This window comes from bacterium (assembly GCA_016708315.1).
Lineage (GTDB): Bacteria > Zixibacteria > MSB-5A5 > CAIYYT01 > CAIYYT01 > JADJGC01.
In genome coordinates, this window is the sequence record JADJGC010000017.1 from 1 (window position 1) to 19,667 (window position 19,667).

Annotated in this window: 32 protein-coding genes; 19 read left to right on the top strand and 13 right to left on the bottom strand. The window is 53.1% G+C overall.

Annotated features, from left to right (window positions below; genetic code table 11):
• Positions 1–341: 341 nt before the first annotated feature.
• From IPH59_11755 to IPH59_11810, 12 genes are all read right to left on the bottom strand, one after another.
• A complete protein-coding gene (locus tag IPH59_11755; protein ID MBK7092374.1) occupies positions 342–713 on the bottom strand; it encodes a hypothetical protein in 372 nt (123 codons plus the stop codon).
• An 85-nt stretch (positions 714–798) separates the two neighbouring features.
• On the bottom strand, positions 799–1,077 hold the full coding sequence (locus IPH59_11760) for a hypothetical protein (protein MBK7092375.1): 279 nt from the start codon (positions 1,075–1,077) through the stop codon (positions 799–801).
• 408 nt (positions 1,078–1,485) lie between these two features.
• Positions 1,486–1,878, bottom strand: a complete 393-nt coding sequence (locus IPH59_11765) for a hypothetical protein (GenBank protein MBK7092376.1) — start codon at positions 1,876–1,878, stop codon at positions 1,486–1,488.
• A gap of 43 nt (positions 1,879–1,921) precedes the next feature.
• Complete coding sequence (locus IPH59_11770) at positions 1,922–2,566, bottom strand: site-specific DNA-methyltransferase (protein ID MBK7092377.1); 645 nt, start codon at positions 2,564–2,566, stop codon at positions 1,922–1,924.
• A 78-nt stretch (positions 2,567–2,644) separates the two neighbouring features.
• Positions 2,645–3,301, bottom strand: coding sequence for a site-specific DNA-methyltransferase (locus tag IPH59_11775; GenBank protein MBK7092378.1), 657 nt, complete (start codon positions 3,299–3,301; stop codon positions 2,645–2,647).
• Positions 3,302–3,379: 78 nt separating this feature from the next.
• A complete protein-coding gene (locus IPH59_11780; protein ID MBK7092379.1) occupies positions 3,380–3,595 on the bottom strand; it encodes a hypothetical protein in 216 nt (71 codons plus the stop codon).
• Positions 3,592–3,882 (bottom strand): hypothetical protein, encoded by a 291-nt coding sequence (locus IPH59_11785; protein MBK7092380.1) that lies wholly within the window; start codon positions 3,880–3,882, stop codon positions 3,592–3,594. The genes IPH59_11780 and IPH59_11785 overlap by 4 nt, the downstream gene beginning before the upstream one ends.
• Positions 3,882–4,088: a hypothetical protein gene (locus IPH59_11790; protein MBK7092381.1), complete on the bottom strand. Its 207-nt coding sequence runs from the start codon at positions 4,086–4,088 to the stop codon at positions 3,882–3,884. Before IPH59_11790 ends, IPH59_11785 begins: the two co-directional genes overlap by 1 nt.
• 5 nt (positions 4,089–4,093) lie before the next feature.
• Positions 4,094–4,405 (bottom strand): hypothetical protein, encoded by a 312-nt coding sequence (locus tag IPH59_11795; protein MBK7092382.1) that lies wholly within the window; start codon positions 4,403–4,405, stop codon positions 4,094–4,096.
• Between the two features lie 488 nt (positions 4,406–4,893).
• The gene (locus IPH59_11800; GenBank protein MBK7092383.1) at positions 4,894–5,151 is read right to left on the bottom strand and encodes a hypothetical protein; all 258 of its coding nucleotides are present in this window, start codon (positions 5,149–5,151) and stop codon (positions 4,894–4,896) included.
• A gap of 42 nt (positions 5,152–5,193) precedes the next feature.
• Complete coding sequence (dcm, locus tag IPH59_11805; protein MBK7092384.1) at positions 5,194–5,898, bottom strand: DNA (cytosine-5-)-methyltransferase; 705 nt, start codon at positions 5,896–5,898, stop codon at positions 5,194–5,196.
• 91 nt (positions 5,899–5,989) lie between these two features.
• Positions 5,990–6,496 carry a hypothetical protein gene (locus tag IPH59_11810; GenBank protein ID MBK7092385.1) on the bottom strand — a complete coding sequence of 169 codons (507 nt, stop codon included), beginning with the start codon at positions 6,494–6,496 and terminating at the stop codon, positions 5,990–5,992.
• A 538-nt stretch (positions 6,497–7,034) separates the two neighbouring features.
• Between IPH59_11810 and IPH59_11815 the strand changes: the two genes are divergently transcribed.
• The 17 genes from IPH59_11815 to IPH59_11895 all read left to right on the top strand — a co-directional run bounded on the left by IPH59_11815 (position 7,035) and on the right by IPH59_11895 (position 17,556).
• The gene (locus tag IPH59_11815; GenBank protein MBK7092386.1) at positions 7,035–7,298 is read left to right on the top strand and encodes a hypothetical protein; all 264 of its coding nucleotides are present in this window, start codon (positions 7,035–7,037) and stop codon (positions 7,296–7,298) included.
• 94 nt (positions 7,299–7,392) lie between these two features.
• Entirely contained in the window at positions 7,393–7,662 is a 270-nt protein-coding gene (locus IPH59_11820; GenBank protein MBK7092387.1) for a hypothetical protein, read from the top strand.
• A gap of 547 nt (positions 7,663–8,209) precedes the next feature.
• Positions 8,210–8,404: a carbon storage regulator CsrA gene (gene csrA / locus IPH59_11825; protein ID MBK7092388.1), complete on the top strand. Its 195-nt coding sequence runs from the start codon at positions 8,210–8,212 to the stop codon at positions 8,402–8,404.
• 69 nt (positions 8,405–8,473) lie between these two features.
• On the top strand, positions 8,474–8,689 hold the full coding sequence (locus IPH59_11830) for a hypothetical protein (GenBank protein ID MBK7092389.1): 216 nt from the start codon (positions 8,474–8,476) through the stop codon (positions 8,687–8,689).
• 510 nt (positions 8,690–9,199) lie between these two features.
• Positions 9,200–9,610 (top strand): hypothetical protein, encoded by a 411-nt coding sequence (locus tag IPH59_11835; GenBank protein ID MBK7092390.1) that lies wholly within the window; start codon positions 9,200–9,202, stop codon positions 9,608–9,610.
• Positions 9,611–10,336: 726 nt separating this feature from the next.
• Entirely contained in the window at positions 10,337–10,570 is a 234-nt protein-coding gene (locus IPH59_11840; GenBank protein ID MBK7092391.1) for an HNH endonuclease, read from the top strand.
• Complete coding sequence (locus IPH59_11845; GenBank protein ID MBK7092392.1) at positions 10,560–11,588, top strand: DEAD/DEAH box helicase family protein; 1,029 nt, start codon at positions 10,560–10,562, stop codon at positions 11,586–11,588. The genes IPH59_11840 and IPH59_11845 overlap by 11 nt, the downstream gene beginning before the upstream one ends.
• Positions 11,589–12,793: 1,205 nt before the next feature.
• The gene (locus tag IPH59_11850) at positions 12,794–13,189 is read left to right on the top strand and encodes a hypothetical protein (GenBank protein MBK7092393.1); all 396 of its coding nucleotides are present in this window, start codon (positions 12,794–12,796) and stop codon (positions 13,187–13,189) included.
• Positions 13,162–13,404 carry a hypothetical protein gene (locus IPH59_11855; protein ID MBK7092394.1) on the top strand — a complete coding sequence of 81 codons (243 nt, stop codon included), beginning with the start codon at positions 13,162–13,164 and terminating at the stop codon, positions 13,402–13,404. Before IPH59_11850 ends, IPH59_11855 begins: the two co-directional genes overlap by 28 nt.
• A gap of 576 nt (positions 13,405–13,980) precedes the next feature.
• A complete protein-coding gene (locus IPH59_11860) occupies positions 13,981–14,151 on the top strand; it encodes a hypothetical protein (protein MBK7092395.1) in 171 nt (56 codons plus the stop codon).
• On the top strand, positions 14,144–14,617 hold the full coding sequence (locus IPH59_11865; GenBank protein MBK7092396.1) for a hypothetical protein: 474 nt from the start codon (positions 14,144–14,146) through the stop codon (positions 14,615–14,617). The genes IPH59_11860 and IPH59_11865 overlap by 8 nt, the downstream gene beginning before the upstream one ends.
• A complete protein-coding gene (locus tag IPH59_11870; protein MBK7092397.1) occupies positions 14,617–14,841 on the top strand; it encodes a hypothetical protein in 225 nt (74 codons plus the stop codon). The genes IPH59_11865 and IPH59_11870 overlap by 1 nt, the downstream gene beginning before the upstream one ends.
• Positions 14,838–15,236, top strand: coding sequence for a RusA family crossover junction endodeoxyribonuclease (locus tag IPH59_11875; protein MBK7092398.1), 399 nt, complete (start codon positions 14,838–14,840; stop codon positions 15,234–15,236). Before IPH59_11870 ends, IPH59_11875 begins: the two co-directional genes overlap by 4 nt.
• Positions 15,237–15,265: 29 nt before the next feature.
• Positions 15,266–15,598, top strand: a complete 333-nt coding sequence (locus IPH59_11880) for a hypothetical protein (GenBank protein MBK7092399.1) — start codon at positions 15,266–15,268, stop codon at positions 15,596–15,598.
• Between the two features lie 91 nt (positions 15,599–15,689).
• Positions 15,690–15,947, top strand: coding sequence for a hypothetical protein (locus tag IPH59_11885; protein ID MBK7092400.1), 258 nt, complete (start codon positions 15,690–15,692; stop codon positions 15,945–15,947).
• Between the two features lie 11 nt (positions 15,948–15,958).
• Positions 15,959–16,738 (top strand): hypothetical protein, encoded by a 780-nt coding sequence (locus IPH59_11890; protein MBK7092401.1) that lies wholly within the window; start codon positions 15,959–15,961, stop codon positions 16,736–16,738.
• Entirely contained in the window at positions 16,735–17,556 is an 822-nt protein-coding gene (locus tag IPH59_11895) for a hypothetical protein (GenBank protein ID MBK7092402.1), read from the top strand. The genes IPH59_11890 and IPH59_11895 overlap by 4 nt, the downstream gene beginning before the upstream one ends.
• Before the next feature lie 702 nt (positions 17,557–18,258).
• Here the strand turns inward: IPH59_11895 and IPH59_11900 are convergent.
• Positions 18,259–18,516: a hypothetical protein gene (locus tag IPH59_11900; protein MBK7092403.1), complete on the bottom strand. Its 258-nt coding sequence runs from the start codon at positions 18,514–18,516 to the stop codon at positions 18,259–18,261.
• 107 nt (positions 18,517–18,623) lie between these two features.
• On the opposite strand from IPH59_11900, the gene IPH59_11905 reads away from it, so the two are divergent.
• Both IPH59_11905 and IPH59_11910 read left to right on the top strand, forming a co-directional pair.
• A complete protein-coding gene (locus tag IPH59_11905) occupies positions 18,624–18,917 on the top strand; it encodes a hypothetical protein (GenBank protein MBK7092404.1) in 294 nt (97 codons plus the stop codon).
• Complete coding sequence (locus IPH59_11910) at positions 18,914–19,615, top strand: hypothetical protein (GenBank protein MBK7092405.1); 702 nt, start codon at positions 18,914–18,916, stop codon at positions 19,613–19,615. The genes IPH59_11905 and IPH59_11910 overlap by 4 nt, the downstream gene beginning before the upstream one ends.
• Positions 19,616–19,667: the final 52 nt, after the last annotated feature.

Below are 19,667 nucleotides of genomic sequence, written 5' to 3' on the forward strand. Positions count from 1 at the left end.
TGGCCTGCATTGCTAACGTCTTGGCATGGAAACCTCCTGCAATAACGTCAACGTGTTCGATGTCTGTGAATGTTCTAACGTCGTCATGCTTCGGAACTCCTGGCCAATGCTTTTTCCAATACCATCCTTGCAAACGGGTCTATCTCAACCTGCCACTTGCAAAACCAACCCTGCACGCTCAAAACCCAAATCTAAACCGCCAACCCCTGCGAACAGAGAACCGAACGTGGGGTGCGGCACACGAACCAAACAATGGTTGAATCGGGCCGCCGATTATGGTCTTTTGATTTTTCATAGTCTTTCCTCGGCGGACCCGATTAACCGTAGCGTTCAGCCGGCAGCTACGAATTTCGCTTCGTGCTCAATCTGTATTTCATCATTATTTGGTCTAATGCGATCCGCCACGCTTGTTGCATCACAGCCGCTCTTGCAAGAGCCTCGCCATATTTGAATATCCGCCAAAATGGGACGGCGAGCATTTCTTGTCGAGCTAGTTCTGCCTCTTCTCTGATCGCATCGCATATAGACCAATGTAGGGCTGCCGGCTGAACGCTCGATTCCCCGGCACAGCCCTGTCCTTCAGGGCTTGCCGGAGTTTGTTGTTCGTCTTGCTCAAGTGCATTGGCCCAAGCTTCGATGGTTCCGCCACGTGGAACATTACCAGTTTTTAGGTACCATCGCATGTTGGCAATTACCTCTATTTTGTCGTTCACAGGTTCTCTCCAAAATGTTAATTTCGCTGCAACTGAACAATCGATCGCACCGTGCGGCGGGTACGCTTATCCGTTCGGTGCAATCTCAAACTACCGCCGCCGGTGAATCGAGCGTTCCCGGGACGCCGGCGCTACTCAGCTTCGTGCTGAGAGCTGTGTCTTCTATGCGGCTCGATGCAATTCCCACGACACCAGTGGCAGGTAACAACGTGGCTGACGTAACCGTCGCTAATCCACACGTAACCTTGCCCCAGGCATCGCGTGCATGGCATTCGCCGCAGGGGCGTCCCGGGAACGCTCGGGTTAATCTCGGGCGTTCGTCCCGCCCGGGAACAATCGGTTGAATCGTGGAATTCGTTATCACTCATCTGCACATCCTTCAACCAATTAAATTCCACGATTAACCCGAGCGTTATGACGACGAATTGGCATCCAAAACAGCACGGATTGCCACCGCGAAACGCTTCCACTTCGCAGATGATCTGTTGTTCCCATCAACTGCTGGGGAATATCCCCTTGAATACTTGGCACGCTTTGCGGCTGCACTGGACTGACGCTCGCAATGCAATAATAACTCTTGCAAAACCTCAGACGTGCTTGGTACAGGCTGCACCTTTTCCGATTGCTGAGCGGTGGCTTTAGACTCTAATGCGGATGCTATGCGCTCAAACGCAACTGCGATGCGCGTCATAACAATGGGTTGTTCCGAAGCACTCATTGGTAATTGTCCTTTAGGTTAAATAAACTTTTTCGTGCTCGGAAAACCAAAGCGTTATGCGGACGTGTCACACCGACACGCACCGTCTTTCTCATACTTGCATGCCTGACAAAACGCATCCTGCCCCACGCCGCGAATGTTGCTGAGGTGCCACCATACCGATGGCCCGCGTCGATCTCCAATTGATGACATCAACCCCACCAATTGACGCCCTTCGTTGTCCGTCAGTTTTTCAACTCGACGAAACCCGTTCCCTCGCTGATTGTTGCCTTCGTTGTCAACGATCATGTATCTGCCGTGATGCGTGTAACCCGACACGAAGCCGACGTAAAAATGGTCGCATGGGTCACCGTCGCTGTACTTCGTGGCGAGGACATAATCACCGACTTCCGCCGCATAACAACGCAATGAATCCGAGTCGGGCTTGGTATCTTCTTTTTCGCTCATAGTCGTGCCTCCCGACACGGATTATTGCTGTCGTTCTACCGACCTAAAATAGCACTCCCTGCTGTAATCGGTTGGCAGCCTTTTCGCAATACTCCTCGCTAATCTCGATCAACGTCGCTTTGCGTCCGTCGAGCTTCGCCGCAACTCCCGTTGTCCCGCTCCCCGCGAAGGGGTCCAGCACGGTCGCCGCTTCCGATGCCATCGACAAACACCACCGCATGATCGCGAGCGGCTTCTGCGTTGGATGGCCAACACGCTCCGCATTCGTTGCAGAAATGCTGTGCGTCATTTGGCGGCTGTTCTTGTCCATGCTTGTCCAGGCATACTCCACGTTTGACATGCTCGGTGGCGCGTCTGGCTTGTGCCAACTCAGCCAACATCGAGACGGGTACAACCCGTAGTAATTCCCGCCCCACACAATCGCATCGTCGCAAGCCTCAACCATTTGCTGAACCGTCCACGCCGCTGGCGTTTCGTTGTCCCACGCTTCCGCCTTTTGCCCTGCTCTCCGCTGCCACTTCGTAGGCTGTGCTGCAAACCCAATCCCGTAGGGCGGGTCGGTCAAAAGCAAATCGAACCGCTGAAGGAATGGCAAAACCTGCCTGCAATCTGCGTTATAAATCGTTACCGCTTCATCGCTGTAATACGGCTTGAAAGGGACGATAGGCGGTAGAACAATTGATTCCATTGCATTCCTACTTGCGGCTGTGTCCATGCGGGTCTGTCTCAAACTTTCGGAATCAATGAATCAAAGCGTTCTACCGACCTAAAATAGCACGCCCTGCTGCAACCGATTCGCAGCCTTTTCGCAATACTCTTCGCTAATCTCGATCAACGTCGCTTGGCGTCCTTCAAGCTTCGCCGCAACTCCCGTTGTCCCGCTCCCTGCGAACGGGTCCAGAACCGTCACCGCATCCACAAACATAGACAGGCACCACCGCATTAACGCCAAAGGCTTCTGCGTTGGATGCACTGCACCATCTCGCGCTATCGCCGACCGATTCAACTCGAACACTCGAAACGCCGCATTGCGGCTGCTGTACGCTAACTCGCCATCGCTTTGGTCGATACGTTGCCCCTTGTCCCAAAACAACCATCCCATCGAACCGCGAACATACTCAGGGAAAAAATTAGCTCCCCAAATAACTTGCTCCGTCGATGCCTCAAACATCATGTCGAACACGTATCGGCTAGGTGGCTCGTTGTCCCACCCCATGAATGCGTATCCTTTATGCCCGCCGTGGCTCGACGTTGACGGCGGCTTTCCGTCTCGCTTCATTCCATACGGTGGGTCCGTCAATAGTAAATCGAACCGTCCGAGGAATGGCAAAACCTGTCTGCAATCTGCGTTGTAAATCGTTACCGATTCATCGCTGTAGTACGGCTTGAAAGGGACGATAGGCGGTAGAACAATTGATTCCATTGCATTCCTACTTGTGGCTGTGTCCATGCGGGGTTGTCTCAAACTTTCGGAATCAATGAATCAAAGCGTTCGCCTGACTTAGCCGCAGCCGTGCAGCGAATCGAACTCGTCGCCGTTTTCGTCCACTCGCTTTGCTTGCTTCGTTTCCTTGTACTCCGACACCGCTCGCTTGAGCGTCTTCAAACATGCCAGCTCGTTGGATTCCAGCGGAAACGCTGCTTTAACTTCAACCTGTTCCGCGACCATGATTGCCGCGTTAATCAACTCAATCTTCGCCTGTGCGTGATCTTTCACGATTGTGCCTTTCGTTTTGCGTTGTACTCGTTTGCAATTGCTTCTCGCTGATCGTCCCGCGACTTCAATCGTGCTTGCCGCTGTTCCGCTGTTTCCACAAAATCCGGCTCGGTGGTTGGCACCGCTCCGGTGTAAACCGTCAACTGTACGCGGCTAAGGCCGCACATCTTCGCAAACTCGGCACTGGTAATGCCTCGTTTCTGACACTCGGCACGACACGCTTTCAACGCCGCTTTCACGATGTCGCGTTCTTGCTTAATCAGGTCGATCTCTAATTCGTTCAACATCAAAACAACCATTGAAAAAAGAGGGTCCCCAAAACACCAACGACACAACCAGCGATGCCAGCCAACACGCGGCTTGCGATCTCCTCCAATACCCAGAAATCCCACATGCTCAACTCCCTAAAAGCAGGCGAACAAAATGATGAATCGAAGCCGCCGATAGTGTCGTTCATAATGGCGAGCCGTATCGGCGGCGACTCGATTATCATTAGCGTTATCCGCAGAAATACTCTCTGGATAAATCACCGTCAAAGCAACGGTTCAGCCACTCGTGAAAATCGACCGCACTCCGCATCACTGACAGCTTTGTCGCCTTACAGCAATCGCCTTGCACAAAATCTTCCATGTCGTCGCCGATTCTGCACGCCTGTTTAGCAAGCGTCTCGTCAATGTCCGGACGCTTACTCGTTCGCATCATCCCGTTGTCTTCGGCCATCAGCTGCAACGCCAGGGACGCCCATTCAACGCCTTTTGCGTGTTCTGGATTTCGCGGATAACAACGTAATGAATCCGATTGTTCGGTCATGTTATCTCCAATGTAAAAATTACTTACTCACAAACGGATTATTGCTGACCGTTCAGCCGGCAGCGAGGTATTTCGCTTCGTGCTCAATCTGTAACTCTTATTACCTTGCCCTTTGGTCCCATAGCCACCACGCACGTACATTCGATGGTGCAGATGGACCGCTCGACTCGCAGCATTTGCAAAACACCCTTACGTCTCCGCATGTCTCTACACCGTCTATTCCTAGTGCTGTTGGAAATGGACAAAATGGGCAAGGTAAATGTGCTACCGGCTGAACGCTCGATTCCCCGGCACGTGGCTTTCCAATCGCCACTGGCGGAGTTTGTTGTTCGTCTTGCGGATCTGACATTGTCGGGTACTCCAATGAGGGTTAATTTTTCTTACGCTGCAACTGAACAATCGATCGCACCGAGCGGCGGGTACGCTTAACGCTTCGGTGCAGATCTCAAACACCGCCGCCGGTGAATCGAGCGTTCGGCAGCCGGCGGTCAAAGGTCATCCGAGACCTTTGGCTGTAACCTCCAGCGTCCTGTGTCGATGAGATAGTTGCCGTAATCCACTGCCTCGGTCGTGAGGAGTTTCACCTCTAAAATGTGAGGCATTGTCTGCAACGTGCAACAAATCACATCGCCAAGAGACGCATAGGCGGCTGCCGAACGCGGACGGTTGACCGGGAGCTGCTCTCCGCTCGCAGCCGAACAAACGGTTGGATCGGCGAACCGATCTGCATCTTCTTTGTCACTCATAAATTCGTTCCTTTGTGTTTGTTCGCCGATCAACCGTCCGCGTTATATGGACTGAACTATTCTTCGAGCAATCCACTCTGCGACTTGCGGTACAACCGAATTCCCTAAGCATCTAACTCTGTCCATCCCTTTGGAAACCCCATTAGCCACTCGGCACTCTCTGGGTGCAACATCCCTCGCCCGACGTTGAGCCTCAACCAGTCCGTCATCGTCTGGCCGTTTGCTAATGACCTCCCTGGCGCTGTTGCGTTTCTCGCTTGCCGCGAATCTCCCGCTGTTAGCGTTGGCAACAATCCAAATGCGGTCCCTGCCTTGCGGCACGCCAAAGTCGGCAGCCGGTATGCAGTGCCACTCCGCATCATACCCGAGCGAGGCCAGCTCCCCGAGAACTCGAGGTAGCCCCCGAACAACGAGATCTGCGACGTTTTCCATGACGACAAAACGTGGTCCCAGTTCGCTAATGACTCTCGAGAACTCGTAGAATAATCCACTTCGTTCACCGTCCAATCCTGCGCGTTTTCCACTGCTGCTAACGTCTTGGCATGGGAACCCACCGGCAATAACATCCACGTGCTGAGCGCCGGTAAACGTCTTGATGTCGTCATGCTTCGGAACCTTTGGCCAGTGCTTCTCTAAAACCCGTCTAGCGTATGGATCAATCTCGACCTGCCACGCACATTTCATCCCTGCTCGATCGAACCCCAAATCCATCCCGCCAATCCCTGAAAACAGCGAGCCATATAACAATTGATTGCATTGTTTCCTACTTGTGGCTGTGTCCATGCGGGGTGATCTCAAACTTTCGGAATCAATGAATCAAAGCGTTCGTCGCACCTAATCACGGCTCAGGCGATGTCTGTTCTTCGTAGTCGTGCCTACTCATTTCCTTGGCCTTTACTCGGATTGTCAACTCTTCGCCAGCACCTGGACACATATCCATCCACGCCTCAACGACGGCCTGTACGTGCGACTCAATGCTGTGACCGTCATCCGTCAGGATGTAGTCATAGCTCTGATCGTAGTGCGGCCACACTTCCCATACGTCGATCATTTTTTCGCTAGCGCCGATCATCGCATCCTCTAATTCATCCAGGGTGGGCCGCTTGAACGGTGGAGGCTTGCGGCAGGCGTGGTGCAGTGGATCGCTTGGCCCAACTGGCATTTCAGCCCAATGGCTTACTGCTGATTTGAATCGCATTGCGTCCGAGTTGAACCAATCATCTTCGGCTGAATCGTAATAGCCAATCCAGGTCGGTTCGTCGCCAGATTCGAGCGCGACAAGCACGACGAGTGAGTCGTCTGGTAGCTCGACGGACGTGGAAATCCACGTAATGGTTGATTGCATGTTTAGATGCTCGCTGCGTAATTGTGAGAGTGGCAGCGGCTGTGGTAGAGGCTCGTTTGAGTGCTTGTAAGATATTCAGTTCGAGAAACGAAGTCAAGCAGATTTCGGGAATTTATTTTGAACGGGCAAACAAAGTAATTGGCTTTCTATTTGCATCGGTCGAATGATTCGCTATGATAGGGGCACAATGATAATGCAAGCAAAGAAAATGGTCGAGCTTAAATCAGCAAGTGATATCGCGAACCAGATTGGTGTTCACAAAACAACCATAAATCGGATCGCCAAGAGCCAAAACATTGGACAGATCATCGGTCAACAGAGAGTGTTTGACAAGAAAGACGCAGACAGAATAAAGTCATTGTGCAAGATTCGTCGAGGAAATCCGAATTTCTTAAAAAAAGCTAATCAGTAGCTATTGCACCGACCGAAACATTTGGTAAGATGCCAAGCGTTGACATTCACCGTGTGACTGCCAATGATGTTTACATGGCTCTTCGAGTGAGTCGTTAGGATTCTTAATTCGCTGGAGGCTCGGTACATGGCAACCATGTCGCGTATTTGCAAAGTCTGCAAGCGCCGCTTTTCTATCCCTGCGCGCACTCGACCACGCAATACGTGCAGTCACGAATGCTTGAACGAACTTCTATCGCTCCACGTCAACGCCAGCCGCAATAAATCGGGGCAGTTCGTTTGCGAGGACGAAAGCGGCCGACAACCGCACGACCCAACGCCAGAGCAAATTGCTGCGATGAAGCTGGAAATCAAGACTCGCAATCTCGAAAAGCTGAGGCTGCTCAGATAACCAAATCACTAGCGAGCTGTGAGAGGCTCGTTTGAGTCGCGCGGCCGGCGCGTAATCCGGCCAAACTTTTTCTCTTAAATCGAAAGGAATCTATATGAGCTTGATGCCAAAAACGCCCGCGCAGATCGAGCATGAGCGCAACGTGCAAATGGCGTCGTGCGATGTAGCGGTAGAGCTTCTGAAGGTTGCGGTTGGTTCGATGATGATGGACCTCAAGACGCTGCGATTGCAGTTGCTAACTCTGCATCATGGTAGGGCTACTGCTGATCCATTGGCAGTGAACGAAGCAGCAGTGCGCGGACAGAAGTTGTACCGCGATGCTATGGACCGACTGTGGGCCGACTTGCCGTTTCGGTGCGCCTGACATCGTAGACCCACTTGCAAGAACAACGACCTTGCGAATCCAGAATTTGTCGCTGGTGCTGTCGCGCATTTCGTGCGAGCAGCCAAGCCGTACTGGTTCGATTGCGAGGAGGTAACGTCATGCGAATCGACCGAGAAGCAGTAGCGGTTTGGCTGGTGATTGTATGCGGCGTTGTGGCGGTGATCGTGGCTCAATAAGGATGGATGGCTATGGCTGTTGATGCGATACAAACGGTGTTGTGCTGGACTGTTTGCGGTGATCTGGCTGTCGTCGAGTTCTTCCGAGACGAAGATCAGTATGTCTTTGCAGCGACACCGAAAACGCTACGCAAGTCGCTGATGCTAGTCGGTCAGTGTGCGCGGAATCCTGAGCTGAGTCTAACGTGGGACGATGCGGCGCAGGTCACAAAAGCACTGCGGCAATTGGTCCATGTTCCTGAGCCAGTTGCCACCTGTCGACGGTGCGGCTGGGCTTGTATGGGTGCTTGTTTTTGGTTGTGGTTTTTGGGTTTGGGTGATTTCAAGGTTTGTTTAACAAGGAAGTGCGAATGTTAGTTTTATCTCGGCATATCAACGAACGCATCGTAATCGGTGATGACGTGGTTATCACAGTCGTCGACATACGTGGCGATAAGGTGCGAATCGGCATTGAAGCTCCGAACGCTACGCCTGTGCATCGACAAGAGGTCTATGACGCGATCAAGCGCATCACAGACGACAACGACACACGGCCAGCGGCGTAGCTGGCCAACCCAGCCGCCGGAGCCTGATGAACGAGGGCGGCTGGGTGTTTTTTTATAGAGGGTGCAAGCATGAAACAGATTACAGTTCCTGTCCCCGACAGTCTGATGCAGCGCATCGAAGATCAAGCGAAGCGGCGCAATACGACTGCGGTTGAACTGGTGAGTCTGTGGCTGTGGGATGCGGAGTATCAGAGGAGGGATGATGGCTTGGGATGCACAACGCGGGGCGATGCTAGTCAGGACCACTGGCAGGTATCAGCCACAGAGCCAAGTCGACGCGACTGACATCGTTGCTTGGTTGCGAGAGAATCGAATAGAGCTGGATCGCCACGGGTATTGCCCTGGCGGCTGCGACAAACAACTGGTGCCGCATGAAGTGCATGGCTATGCGGTGTGCCCGATGACTTACTTGCCATGCGAATCTCGACGACTTTCACTACTCATTCAACATTTAGGAATTGTAAATGGCAAGCGCGACAGCACCACGTAACGAGATGATTAAATCGGATGTCATCGTACCGGAGAGCGACCTGCAAACGATGCTGGCACTCGACAGGACAAGCCAAGCGTGCAGCAAGCAGCTTGTGGAGGCGGGGACCAACGAAGCGGTAAAGGCGCTGATTGTGGCTCGGTCGGTTAAGCAGTTCAAATCGCTGCTGAGCGATGCGGTAATGTCCGACATCATGGAGCTACAAAACAGCCCGCTTGGATTCCGCACGGACAAGTCGAAAGACGGGGGCTATCCGCTGCCGACCGTGCGGGACTGCGTTGTGCAGGCGTTCATGCGGCCTGCGTGTGACTGGCAACGAGATCAACATCATTGCGGGCAATCTGTATGTGACCAAGGAGGGATTCGAACGGCTGCTGTCGGAACTGGCTGGATTGGTCAATCTGAAGATCCAGGTGGGTGTGCCTCAGACGAGCGATAGCGGGGCGCTTGTGCCAGCTCGGGCTGAGTGGATGCTTGGCGGTGTGAAGGATTCGATGACGTGGGAGAAGGAAGCGACGGCGGATTACCGCATTCCGATCCGCGTTAACTCTTCGATGGGGATCGACGCTATTCTCGGCAAGGCAAAATCGAAAGTACTGCGCACCATCTACGCTCGGGTTACTGGATCGAAGCTCTTGGCCGAGCCCGACGCGGACGATGCGATCGATGGCGAAGCTACCGATGTTACGACTGACGGCAAGCTATTCAAGGAATGATGCGTTTCGCGATTGTCTACCGTCGCCCGGTGTGCCGCTGCGGTGGTCGGATGGTAACGCATGTGGAGCTAGCGCCGGACGTGTGGCGGTTCGGCTGCTGGTCGTGCAAGACTGAGATTGACCGGCGGGTGATTGTCGAAGTGGAAGCGGAGGAATGGTATGTGCCAGCTAAGCCTATTCGATCAAAGCGTGATCGCCAGGCCGAGCGATCCGGTAACAAGCCAAGTGGCAGCAGCGAACGTGCAGCCGAAGCTCTCGGGCCGCAGGGCTGAGTTCGTACGGTGCTTGCGTGAGATCGGCCATCCAGCGACGGCACAAGAAATATCGGCGAGGGCCGAACCGTCGATTCGTGAGAGCGTTCGCAAGCGAGCGAAGGAGTGTGTCAATCTCGGCTACGTGGTCGAGGTTGGAACCAAGCGGTGTGATGTGACGGGGACGATGGCTATGACGTACTGGGGGCAAAATGAGCTTGAAAAATAAACGTCAAGAAAGTTCAAAAAACCATGGATACCCGGTTTTGCTTACAAGGCTAAATGCAGAAAATGCAATCAGATCGAGGGGAAGCGCTAACTTCCCCTCGACCCTAACTACTGGCTGTCACGGCCAGCGAGTAGCTATCAGAAGTATATCGGATTCTATGCCGATATTCTCTACAGCACTCGGGTTTGAATTTTCTGTTTCCAGTGTGGGAACAGGTCAAATGTTTGTCCGTATTTGGTGCAAACGATGTCGAAATCTGATAGGGTTGCTGTTTGGTTTAATAGTCTCGGAGTGTGTCAGCACTGCGGAAAAGCTATTGAATATCTTGGCGTGTGGGACAACGACCACGTTCTGCCAAAGTCAAAAGGTGGATCCAACGGACTCGAAAATCGTCAAATGCTTTGCGCCAAGTGCAATCGCTCAAAGGGTGCATTAGATGACGAAATTGCAAAAGCTCGAGTTAGAGACCGTGACCTTTAAATGGGATCCGAATGATTCTAAGACCAGAACTCCATATATTGCTGACGCTGTAAGCAAGATAGTTGCCGGATATAGCGATGGATCCCCAAAGGTTGCGGCATCGATTCCGCCAAGGTTTGGGAAAAGCAACATCATCTATGCTGTTGCTCAGGAATTGCGTGTTGCTCACCAGTGTCCAGCAACGATTGTTATTGCTCCGTGGACAACGCTTGCAGAACAACTTCGAGACGAGAAGAAATACATAGATCACCTGAAGCATTACGAAACTAGGGGAGATACTTTTGCGACTGGCGATCCGAATTTGCGGGATCCGTATTGGTCGGAAGCGCGGACGGGTGCATCAAATCCGTTCACTCTGTTCACAACAACAATCGGAAAAGCAAATCTCAATACAAGGGTACTCTTAAACGGTTTCAAGTTATGCCGTGAGCGGACTGGTAAGCGCGGGACTCTCGTAATTGATGAGTGTCATCTTCTAAAGGGCGATAAGCCTTGGGGCGATCTATATGAATCTGCCATCGCGGCGGGGGTTTATTGCGTTGTCATGACGGGCACGCCGTATCGGTCTGATAAGACAACTCTTCCAGGGTTCGCATATTCCGACGTTTCTGAAAAATCGGCAGTTGTTTCCAGGTTTGCGTTTAAGGAGATTGTCGGAACCAAGATACATGGAGAAACAGTCAAATCCCAGAATAACACAGTCTGCAAAGAGATCATGCCTGACGTTTCCATCACTTGGGCCGGACGGCTCGTGCGGTGCGATGTGCAGGCTTTCTGCGATTTAGGTCGATTGCAATGTTCGTATCCCAATCCAGCCGAAGGCGATCCGGTAACCTCACTAAGTGAAATGGGGCCGGCACGCAAGAATCTTCGGGCAATGGTTGAGTCTCCAACTCTATTGCAGAAGTGTTGCGAAACGACAATTGACAGGTGGTTATCTTCCGAACCAGACTGGCAAGAAAAGAGACCGCAATGGATGGTAATGGCGGGTTCGGACTTTGGTAATGACGATGGTTAAAACTCTACGATTTCAAATCGTCATGCAAAGGCCATCCAGCGAGCGTTGCTGAAAAATCGCTAGCGACCGTGGCTCGCAACGACATAAGGGGTCAAAGTTGCGACACTCGCTAATCAAGACTCCAATCCTGACAACCCAAAGGATTTTAAGGACGGGAAGGTTGATATTCTTGTCGTGAAGATGATGGGTGTTGTTGGGCTTGACCTCGATACTATAGCTGGCTGTACGTTGCTTTCTACAATTCGCAGTGGACCCATTTGGGCTCAGTTCATTACTCGCTGTGCAACTGTTCGTAAAGACCGCAAGGCGAAGACTGGCCAGTTGATTCACCAGCGGACGAACTTTGTAAAGAACAATTCAGTCGGTTGTTGCCGATGCTGGTGGCGATGCAAAGTCAGTCACATCGGAAGAGATAAGCCGTGAAGAAAAGATACTTGAAAAGCAAAGCGTGGAGGTTGATGTTGATAACGCATTCATCAACGGCTATTCGGATAACGAGAGGAAGCATTCAAATGGCGACCTCGAGAAAGACATTGCTTGGTCAGGAAGAATCTGCGTCCAAACCTAACGGATCCTGAAATATCTTTCCAGTTGCGTCTGGGTATTATCCGTGTCCCTGAAAATGCCGTCGTTGCTCAAGAAGAAGACTCGGTCTCCTTCAGTTAATTTTGAAGACGGCACTAAGGAAGCTAAGGAATTAAGAGACAAAATAAACGCATGCGCTAAAGCGTTCGCTAACTCTCGAGTTGCGTACAGCAAAAATAGTCCAGCAAAATGGACCGCCTGCCTTTCGGAGTTCATCACACAGTTAAAGCGCCGTTGCGGTGTAAATCCTGGAATCTCTCTCGATGAAATAAGCAACAACGCGACACTGAAGGCGATGTGCGAAATGGCAAAGGTGTCGAAATGAGCAGATTCAAAGTCCCCGCCGTAATGGGAAGCATTCCCGATTTCCCAGTTGGATCCGTGGAGCGGGCACAGATCCGAGCTGCGTTGCTTCAGTCGCGTTGGCGAAACGCTAAGGCGTGCGATCTCGATTCGATTATTCGTCTTTGTGGCGACGACTTCCTAAGCGAAGAACCGTGGAGACTCTACCAGCCGAAAGGACGCAAGACGTTCAAAGGCTGGATCGAGCTTATCACTGGCGACAGTTGGGAAAGGGTTCTTGCTTGGGTTCGTGGTTTTTCCGAAGAGATCGCGGCCAAGTGGGAAAGAGACATCGGGAAACGGATCCTATTCAGAAAGCTCGAGGCGGCACGACCGGCAATAAGAATGCAGCTAAGGTTAAAAACGATTGTGATAATATCACAATCGTTCCGCCGAGCGGCGAGCGAGGCACATCCACCGACTACACGCTAAAGCGGCTCGCTCGAGACAATCACGACGACTTGCTAGACGCTATCGAAGCGGGCGAGCTATCCGTCAATCAAGCGGCAATCCGCGCCGGCTACCGCAAGAAGCTGTCGCACGCTGAGAAGTGCGTGGCTGAGTTCCGTAAGGCGGAGAACCGACTCGAGCCATTGCGTGTAATTGTGGCTGAACTGGATACCCACGAAGTGGAGGTACTCAAAGATTGGCTGAGTACACCGACGATGAACTGATCGAGCTGTTCGACGAGCGCGCCGGCATACGTGAGTTCGACGGAATAACGATGTTCGAGCTTGACAGGCTGACTGAGGCGCAGCGCGGGGTGCATCGCAAGGCTGCTGAGCAGGCTGCCTACTGGGACTTGCGGAAGCTGCTGGGAGACGTTGAGTTCCCAGCGGAGATACTGGAGAGAGCTAGGAAATTTTCGACCCGAGCAACGGATGGGTAGAAGGAGGCTTTAATCGTGATTGTCGACCTGACTTTTGCGACCTTGGCATTAGACGCTGCTGCTGATCGAGAATCTTGACGGCGACAGTCGGAGCCTCCGAGTACGTTATGCGGCTGTGGGGCGCATTCTCGCCGCCAATCCACTTTTGATAATCTGTCAGACCGTGCTCTCAAGGCTCTATGCCGATTTCCAGGTCAAGCTAACAAGCTTGTCACTGCGTTATCGGAATCGGGCTTTGTTCGTCGGTTCGATGATGGTCAAACTGAGGTAGTTGGCTGGGATGAATACAATGCAAAACTGCTCGCAAATTGGGAGAACGGGGCCAAAGGTGGCCGACCGAAAAAGGCTAAAAATAACCCAACCGAAAACCCAACGAAACCACCAGTAACCCACCAGCAACCCACGCGGAACCGAAAGAGAGATAGGAGTAGAGTAGATAAGATTACTAACTCTAAAACTAACTCGCGTGAACTATCGACGCATTGGAAGTCTGAAGAATTCCAAACGGCGTGGTTTGCTTGGCTGTCGCATGTCGCAGCGGCCAAGGCTCCAGTTACCGATTCCGCCGAAGAGGCGATGCTGTACCAGCTCGGGCGGTTCGAGACCGCAGAAGCGGTTGACGTCGTGAGATTCTCGACGCTGAAGCAGGCGAAGAATCTGATTATGAACGGCGATCACAAGGACAAGCCATCGGGCGGCGGTGGTCGGAAGCGTGTTTCATTCGAGGAGGGTATTCTGCGTGACTAATCCAGATTTTGCGGTGTGGGTAAAGCGGCTGTTTGTGGCGTTCCCTGGTCTGTGGGATTGGCTGCAATCGAAATCACTGGACCCAATCGAAACGCAAGGCGTGTGGCGGAAATGCCTAGCGCCATACTCGCTTGACGAGTGTATGACGGTGCTCGATGAATGGTCGAATGGCACGCGGGAACCGTTCGAGGCTTACGAGCGCGACAAGGTTCATTTGCGAGTGCGGGCTAGGATCGAGCAGGAACGCGACAGGGCACGCAAGCGGCTGGAACTGTCCGAGACGTCGACACCGTATCGCACGAAGCGACAGGGGCAGCGTGATGCGACGACAGTGGCAACTCTGATGGGCGATCGCAAGGCGGTAGCAGCCGGCGCGGCTGAGTATCTTAAATTCAAGCTCGGCGAAATCGACTGGCCTGAGTATGTCAGCCGGCGCGAAGTGATTATGCGGGAGCACGGTTTTTGATGACGCTCGATGAACTGCGGTATTTGTGTGGTGATGGCGAGGGGTACATAACGCTGGTCCTGCCACACCAATCGACAAACGGCTATTCAACGCGGCTGCTGCGCACTAGTGGGCCGCGTGGCGTAGTGGTGTGTGTCAATAGCGATGGTCACACCGTCGCGCGATTCGGAGCGAGTGTGGTGATTAGGTGGCTGGATCAACAACACAAGTTAGGGAATCGATGAAGTACGATTTTGAATGTTTGCCAGAGCCGAACGGAAGCGGCAGGAATCCGTACCGCATCGAGCTACCGTGGCCTCCGAGTGTGAACACGTACTGGCGCAATATCGGAGGTCGGGCCATCATCAGCAAAGGCGGTCGCGAGTATCGACGGGTAGCTGAGGTGGCTGTGTTGGTCGCAGGAGGCCGTAGGAATCTCATAGGTGCGCTGTCGGTTAGCATCTTGGCATATCCGCCAGACAGGCGACGGCGAGACTTAGACAACACGCTAAAGGCTCCGCTCGATGTCTTGGCTCGCTGTGGTGTGTACGAGGATGACAGCCAAATCGCTAGGCTCTTGATTGAGCGCATGGCTGTTAGCAAGCCAGGGCGGTTGGTGATCGAGATTGTCGAACTGTAACCACGGAAGCTAGCGCGAACGGAAGCAAATTGAAGAAAAAGAAAGCTCCGCAGACCGACAATGATCGACTGCGATTGGCTGTCGACTACGGCAAGGTGCCTCGGACTGTCCACACCGACTTGCTGCTGCGCGGGCATGACGAGGATTTCGTACCGACCGAGGCACGATGGCCGACCGATGCACTGGCTGGCAGCGTGGAGAAGATCGAGGTCATGCGGCTGCGTGTCGAGGTTGGGGAGTCGCTGTGGCATGGGAACGACAACATGGATCAGATTGTGGCTCATCGGCTGACGAGAGAGCCGGCGCTGCGTGAGTTGTTCGTGGTGCCTGTCCCGAACGCGCGGCGAAAAAGTTTGCCTTGAGCTAGTAATCTGCGCTTGCGAACGGGAGAAGCCATGCAACGCTAAGGGGGTATAGCCAAATTTCTATTGCCACTTTAGCCGAGGACTATCTATGTCATGGTTGCAGATTGTGTTGCTAATCCTGAAGCTCTTACAGCAAGCCAAGTCGGCTGAGTCGGCTGAGAGTTTCGCCGCAAGCACTGGGGCTGTCGGCGCGAATGGGGAATTACTCAAGTGGCTGTGGGAGAACCGCGAGGCGATCGTTGAGTTCATCTCGACGCTGATAAATTTCCTCCCCAAGACGGCGACCGTTGGAGCGTCTGAGGATTCGGTTGACCTTCGTGCGATGGTCGCAGATCTGAAGTCATAAAGGATCTTATCGTGCGTCCATTACTTGCAATTCTGACGCTGCTGGCGTGTGCGTCTACGGCATTGGCCGAACTAACTGTGACCTCACGCGTAGCGCAGACTGTCGTGACTGTTACGCCTGAGATCGTTACCCAGATCCAGACTGCGGATGGAACGAAAATCGGGCAGGCAGTCGTAGAGACGGGGCCACCGGCCACAAAACCGGCGGCTCCTGCGGTGCTGATTTACGTGCAGAGCGATCGCGATTTGACTAAGAGCTTAGTCAAAATCAAGTGCTCGACAGCCGACGTGAAGCTAGTTGAAACGGGCGTCTATGTGGTGAGCACTGCGGGCCGTCATGTGCTCGACGTGAATGTTATTTCTGAGGCTCCGCTGCAATGGGATGATGAGTCGCTAACGGTCACTGTGGGTAATTCCCCACGCCACCGATCGCCCGAGCCAACGCCTGACCCTGAGCCGACACCAGACCCATCGCCGATCGATATTGCTAAGACGGAGGGGAGTTGGATTCTGATTATCGAGCAGACTGAAACCAGATCGCTTGAGACGGCCAAGCTGCTTCGCGATATTCCGTACTGGCAGTCTGTTCAGGCTCGCGGACTCAACCCGAGGCCGTATGACTACGACGCACCAGAGGCTAAGCCATACCGAGCCACAGCCGATGCTGCTGGTATGCCAGTGGTGATCATCGTCGGTGGACAAGGCGAGTTGAAAGGACACGTCTTGGCTACGTTCCCGCTCACTGGCAAAGCAGATCTAGACGCGAAAATCAAGGAGGTCACCGGACGATGAGCGAAATGGAATCGGTAATTATCCACGGCGAAGAACGCAAGCTCGGTCTTACTGAGTTTTCACAGACTACCGAGCTGCCGATGTATGCGGCTGCTGGTGGTCCGATGTTCACGGTCGACGAGATCAATCAGGCTATCACCGATCCGCAGTGGATTAAGGCAGCGGAGGTGTTCGGCGATTCGTGGATCAAGGATCAAGATGGACGCGGTGCCTGCGCCGGCTACGCAGCGGCATCAGCACTGGAGCGGGCTAGAGCAAGACGCGGCCTAGAGTATGTGGAGCTTTCCGGCGACGGAATCTACGCGGCGGTCAATCGTGGCGTAGATCAAGGCAGCGGCCTGGAGAACAACATGGTGTGGCTGCGCGATAACGGCATTCCGCCAGCGAGTGAAGTACCGCGCTGGGAGTATCGCAAAAATCGAATACCCGCGAAAGCATACGAAGAGGGCAAGCGATTTAAGGGCTTCGAGACGTTCGCAATTCGCACTGAACTGGAATTAGCTTCGGCTATCGTGGCTGGGTTCGCATGTGTAATCGCATGTCATGCTGGCAACGGTGGTAGAAGCCCTGATGGCTTGATCGACTGGACGAATGGTGTAGGAAATCACAGCGTAGTCATGGACGACCTGCGATTGAGAAACCGCGTTTGGGATTTTCAGATTGCCAATAGTTGGAAGCTGAGTTGGGGCGAACGAGGTCGTGGCTGGCTGCAGTGGGCGCGACATCTGAGTAACCCTGTCAAGAACCATTTATTTTATAGTGTCCGTTCAACAAATGATGATCCGAATGGCGACAATCCGCCGCCGCTGAAAGGCTGATAATGGTACGCCATGCACTATCGCTATTTGCTGTTTGCCTTTCGATAACATCCATTGCATTGGCTGACCCTCCAGTATTGCTTCCGGTTCCAGATGTTAGTGAAATTTGGACGGCAATAGAAACGCTTGAGCAGCGAGTCGATAAGATTGAGCAAGCGAAGTTCGCACCGAAGCGGGCAGTGGTTCAATCTTCTTCATCCAAGCCGTATGCAGTAATCACGATTGAATCTCTTCCTGGTTGCCAACCATGCAACAGGTGGAAATCGAAAGAGGCTAAAGAGCTTCGAGCGGTTGGCTGGACAGTGATAGAGGCACCGCTGACTAGCTCGCGTTCAGCGCCATATTTCCGCATTTGCATTGGCGATAAATGCTATTCGCATTCTGGGTTCATGCCGCATTCGGTACTTCGATAGATTATCGGAACGACGAGCAAAGCTGCTCAGACAGCACGAAAGATCGTACAGTCAGCCAGATACACGACGGAACAACTGCGAGCCAGAATACGCTCGCTTCGTCCAGGTGGTTGGCGAGGTCCAGTTTACGCGGACGTTGCTAGCTCATACGCCAAACAGCACCTATGCGGACCTGAACACGGTTTCACTTGGGAGCAAGTCGCTGGACTTACTCAAGAGGAAGCCTTGATTCTTCACGATCTTGCGCCGCGTCACGGCAATCAGATTTTCCCACAACCTTAGTTCACTGTCAGACCATTTTCACCTGGAGATTTACAATGCGTTTTTCGATTCTCTTAGCTGTCATCACCCTGGTTGCCTTCAGCGCATGGCTGTTGCCTGACCCTGTTGCGTCCGCGCAGAGCTGCGGTGGGGCGGCTGCCGTATCGAGTTGCAGCGGATTGGCTGCCGAGTCTTCGTGCAGTGGGTCTGCCGCGTTGGCTCGTTCTAGTTTGGCTAGTCGCTTTCGCAGCCGATTGGCAGAGCGGCGCAACGTGCGAATAGCCAAGCGTGCTGCGGTACGAGCATCTACGTCATGTTCTGGCGTGCAGTCGACGATGACTGTTGGCTGCGGTGGATAACGACGTTTGCACGCCAACAGTATTGAGAAAACCAATGGATGAAGGAACAGGCATTACCGGCTGGGTTCTCGCAGCTATCACGACGATAGGCGGCATATTGTCGGGGGTGATTGCAATGCTGTACAAAACGCAAATCGCGGACTACAAGCTGATGATTGCTGAGCTAAAAGCTAAGGTTGAAACGCTAGAAAAGCATGCTGACGCATGCGAAAAGGCGTATGGGGAGCTACGAGTACAGCACGCTGTGTTAGCGCAGCGCGTGAGTGATCTTGAGTCAAGCAAAGTCAGTCACCAAACGCTAGACCGCAAGCTGAAAGACAATCCATGACAGCCCAATCACTAGCATCGAGCGAGGCGCGTAGCGTCTCCCAGAGCGTGGCCGGCATCGGCTCGGGCGGCGGTGGGCCTGTCGTGCCTACGATTGAATTCGTCGCGCAAGCTGCGGCGGCAGGCCCAAATGGCGGTACGACTCCGGCAATTGACGCGACGACAGCAACTCTAGCTGTAGTGGTGATTAGCTATTACGGTACCTCAAACCCGACTGTCTCGGACAGTGAGGGGAACATATGGACGCCGCTAGTGCCTGGCGAATACTCAGCGGCCCGCTGTCGGATGTACTATTGCTACCTAAGTGGCAAAAGTGCGACTCACACATTCACAGCCGGCGAAGTACCATCGTTATGTGCGATGCGAGTCCTGCTGTTCAAGAATGCTCTTGGTGATGGATTCGACATACAAGAGCACGGTGAAGGTGGATCTCTCACTACGCTTGCTTCGGGGTTGCTAACTCCTGCGGTACCTAAATCGCTGTTCGTGAGTGCGCTATGTAATTTCACTGAAACGATTGAGCCAACTTATCCTGTTGAGTTCATCGGATTATGGACGGCGTACTCTCCCGGCAATTATCTAGCGCTTGGTATGGCTTACAAAATCGCGACGGATGGTGCAGCGATAAATCCATCGTGGGCGTGGACAAGTGGCAACAATGCCGCAGCAGTAGGAGCTGTGTTCAAACCACAATCATGAGCAAGCCAATATACTTCGGCCCCAGAGGATCGCGGATACTATGACAGCACCA